The sequence below is a fragment of the Vibrio sp. 10N.286.46.A8 genome (assembly GCF_041470165.1).
In the GTDB taxonomy this organism is placed as follows: domain Bacteria; phylum Pseudomonadota; class Gammaproteobacteria; order Enterobacterales; family Vibrionaceae; genus Vibrio; species Vibrio tasmaniensis_A.
Map to the genome: position 1 here is coordinate 1 of NZ_JBFRLX010000201.1, position 4,167 is coordinate 4,167.

At 40.9% G+C, this 4,167-nt stretch carries 3 protein-coding genes; 1 reads left to right on the forward strand and 2 read right to left on the reverse strand.

Annotation, left to right across the window (positions count from 1 at the left end; all coding sequences use genetic code 11):
• The first annotated feature begins 188 nt into the window (after positions 1 to 188).
• On the forward strand, positions 189 to 983 hold the full coding sequence (locus AB4232_RS18515; RefSeq protein ID WP_017100090.1) for an ABC transporter permease: 795 nt from the start codon (positions 189 to 191) through the stop codon (positions 981 to 983).
• Between the two features lie 383 nt (positions 984 to 1,366).
• Here the strand turns inward: AB4232_RS18515 and focA are convergent, their stop codons facing one another.
• Entirely contained in the window at positions 1,367 to 2,209 is an 843-nt protein-coding gene (focA, locus tag AB4232_RS18520; protein WP_009848790.1) for a formate transporter FocA, read from the reverse strand.
• A gap of 362 nt (positions 2,210 to 2,571) precedes the next feature.
• Positions 2,572 to 3,876, reverse strand: coding sequence for an ATPase (locus AB4232_RS18525; protein ID WP_372087712.1), 1,305 nt, complete (start codon positions 3,874 to 3,876; stop codon positions 2,572 to 2,574).
• Positions 3,877 to 4,167 lie beyond the last annotated feature (291 nt).

The following is a 4,167-nucleotide window of genomic DNA, read 5'->3' on the forward strand; positions in this document are numbered from 1 at the left end:
CACGCAACTATCTGACAACCAATTTTAACTTTTTACCTACTAAGTAGTAGCTAAAAAAGCCTCAAACAACCACTATTTTGTGTTTTGTTTGTTAAATGATTGATCATTTTTAGAATTGGCGACTTTACAGGTGAAATGCATCATTTGGCACTTTCAGATATGATGGAGACCACTTAAAAGGAATCATTATGCAAGACGTTATTGATATATCTTGGTGGCAGTTATTGTTCTTCAGCTCACTTCTCTTGCTACCCATTACCATCAACTACAAGTTAAAACTCGGCCTTGGCAAAGAGGCTTCTGTCAGCATAATCCGTATGGTTATTCAGCTATTTCTAGTGGGACTTTACCTAGAATACTTGTTCACCTTAAATAGCTTATGGGTCAATTTACTGTGGCTATTTGCAATGATCATCGTTGGGGCAAGCTCAATTGTTGAAAAATCTAGGCTCTCCAAAAACCTACTTTTAGGTCCTATAGCCGTTAGCCTTGCTGTAACTTGTGTACCTATTGTCTTGTTTATCTGCTTTTTCATCATTAAACCGACACCGGTTTTTAACGCACAGTACCTTATCCCTATTGCAGGGATGCTGTTAGGTAATAGCTTAAGCAGTAATATCGTGGCATTGCAGAACTTGTTTGGGGCTTTTGAAACGCAGAAATCAGAGTACGAAGCGGCTATCGCTTTGGGCGCATCTCCTTCCTATGCAGCCGCGCCTTTTGTTCGTAATGCGATACAGAAAGCGATGTCACCAATTATGGCCTCTATGGCAACTACAGGCTTAGTCACGCTACCGGGAATGATGACAGGACAGATCTTAGGTGGTGCATCACCAATGATCGCGATTAAGTATCAGTTGATGATCATGTTAGCTATCTTCGTGATGATGAGCTGCTCTTTAGCACTTGCACTTCAGCTCTCATTGAAGACATCTCTTACTAAAGAAGGCCGAGTTCTCGCGCAAATACAGCCTTCGAAATAGCCTCCCTACCCCACTTAGATCTGGTTACTCACTGAATTTGAGACAGGTTATCCACAGAAATTGTGGATAACCAAATCAATATAGATCCTTTTTTGTCCATTCCCACCTAGGGAAAGATCATTACCTTTGATCTTTGGGTGTTTTCAAAGACATATACACACACGGTGATCATCGCCATTGAGCGTTCACATGATAATTTAAGAAATGAATAAGTAGGTTTTCCACAAATAAAAACGGCCTGCAATGCAGGCCGTCTTGTAAATGTCATAAGTCAGTTCAGTGTTTTCACTGAGTCCAAGTTACCCAGTTAACTCGTAAACTGGATTAACCGCGTAATCGGAATTAATCACGAAACCTTTGCTTGGTGGATCACGCCACCCTTATTAGTCACGTAGGTAGATCAACCAGTACCACATACCAACAAAGATACCACCGCCAATGATGTTACCAATGGTAACGGGCAGCAAGTTGTTCATCAAAAAGTCCATCATGTTCAGATCAACATAGTCCGCAGGGTTAGCGCCTGTCATTGTCCAAAATTCTGCGGGAGCAAATGTTTTGATACCGATAGCTAAAGGGACTTGGAACATGTTGGCAATACAGTGCTCAAAACCGGCTGATACGAACATCGCAACAGGTAAAATCATAACTGCGATTTTGTCAGTCAGTGTACGTCCACTAAACGTCATCCATACCGCGATACAAACCAACACATTACACATGATGCCAAGCGCGATAGCTTGGATAAAATCATGGTGCATTTTGTGTTGGGAAATCGCCATGGCATTCAAACCCACTTGCCCATGATCGAACATGTACTGTTTAGTCAGAAGCATACAGGCCACCAGCAGCAATGCACCAATTAAGTTACCGACATAAACCGTGGTCCAGTTCTTAACTAATGTACGCCAGGTAATCTTGCCACTTGCGCGAGCAACAAGCGTCAACACCGAGCTGGTAAACAGTTCACCACCAGTAACAACAACAAGGATTAATCCTAAGCTAAAAGCTAGACCACCCAATAAGCGAGTAATACCCCACGGTAAATCACCAGCACCGGTAGTCACGATAGTGTAGAACACAAACGCGATACCAATATGTATGCCAGCAGAGATCGCTAGGAGAAAAGATTTGATTGGATCTTTGGTTGCTTTACCTACGCCAATATCTGCAGCGCGCTCAGCCATTTGTGGCGGTAATAATGAGTCGAATTGGTTTAGATTCATGATGATTTACATTTTGAAACATGTCGTCGGGAGCGCGATAATCCTCTCTTTCATTTCTGAATTCAAGAGCTATTTTAAGCTCGAAATGCCTCTCACAACCCTGTTGAAAGGAATTAGTCCAAGTTATTCCAAATTCATACGACTTTAGTAGTAAAAATAAAACTCTGCTGAATGATTAGTTATCAGCATAGAAAACAACACATCTATAAATATCAACAAGTTACGTTAAAACCCAAGGAATAGCGTACACTATAATGACTCAATGAACACTTTTGTTTTCAGATTTTGACATAGATCAACAGAACGTAAAAAAGCGCCCTTAGGCGCTTTTAACTCAATCACAAATAAAGAAATTAGTCTTACTAAACCGAAGGTTCAACCATTTCTTCTAATGATTGTTCGTTAGATGCATCCTCTATGTTAGATTCAATACTAGGAAGAATCACATCAGAGTCACTTTCGCTGGCAACTTTACCACCTAAGCTTTTCAAACTATCCACTAACTCTTCTAGGCTCTTTATATGAGCATCACTCTTGGTAACCTGATCATCTAACAATTGGTTGTGCTTGGTCGCTTCAACCAATTTCTGTGTTTGTTTCTGATTATCACTTTCTAACTTAGCGAGTCGCTCAGTCAAAGTTTTAATCTCTGACTTTAATGACGCCGTCATGTCTGAGCCTTTCAGCGCTTTAACACTCGCTACAATTTTTTGAGACTGAAGACGCAATACAACATCACGGTGATCTTCACCATTAACCACTCGTGAAATGCTCAATAACTGGTTCTCTGCATTCAAAACCGACTGTTCGAACTGGTCGCCTTTTACGCTCGCTAGTACTTTGACTTCATGAGCAACACTGCGCACGTGGTTTAATTCGAACTCTGCAGCGTGAACTGCGTCTTCAATGATCGACTTTTCACGGGGACTGGCTTTCACTTGGCTTTCTGCCAAAGCAATTTGAGATGCCGCTTTAGCAAACGTCAGTGGAACAACGTCATCGAAATCTTCATCTTCCAAGAACTCCAACTCATCCTTCAAAGGTTCGATGTACTTCTTGTGGGCCACTTTAACTTCTAACAAACTCGCGTTATTAAGAAACTCTACCTGTGCTTCCTGAGCATCTTCAAGTTCGTCGACCAGTACATACTCAAACAGCTCGCTGTATTCTGAATACAAGCTCTTGTAGCTCGATGCAAACATAGTGTCGGCACCAAGAAACTTTAAGTAATCCATTTGCACTATCGAGTCGGCTAATACTCTGTCAGCCTTTTCCTTTAGCACTAAGATCGAGTCATAATTTGATCGAATCAACGCGATTTTTTCATCAAAGGCTTCGGCGTAAGTTAATGTCGAAAAAATCGAGTAACTCTTGGTTACCCGTGTTTGATCTTTCAGTAAGTCCGCGTAAATGCTTTCAGCATCATCCCAAGCGTCTAATAGTTCATTGTAATTCTCTGGAGCATAGAGAGACAATTGCGCGTGTTCTTCAAGCTTAGCCTCCCACTCGGAGTAAACACTTTGGACAGACTGAAATGAACGGACCTCTACTGTTGATTCATTGTCATTTGTGGTTTGGTTCGCGCCTGTCTGCTCTGAGGGTGTACTTTGACAACCTGAGATAGCAAATAGCATACTGATCGTTAATGCTACTTTGTTCACTCTCACTGATGCGTTTCCTTTTTATACAATATTAGCTGGATGCAATATATTTCTAGTGACACAATATATTACAACCACTTCCCAATAAACATCGTTCAGAATTTAAGTGGCTGCAAATCACGCAATCTAACTAAAATAAACCCACCATACGACGATTAATCATTCAATTTGGTATCACTTATCAATTCTATTTATTTGCTATTGCTTGAGCCGTTAATGCGCACTAAGGTGAAGGTAGAGAACGTTATGAATATATAGGTTAATTATGAAGTACAACGCTGAACATATTGCTGATTT

Coding starts and splice junctions, on each gene's coding strand:
- focA (WP_009848790.1), bottom strand. CDS start 2,209: ATGAATCTAAACCAATTCGACTCATTATTACCGCCACAAATGGCTGAG.
- AB4232_RS18515 (WP_017100090.1), top strand. CDS start 189: ATGCAAGACGTTATTGATATATCTTGGTGGCAGTTATTGTTCTTCAGC.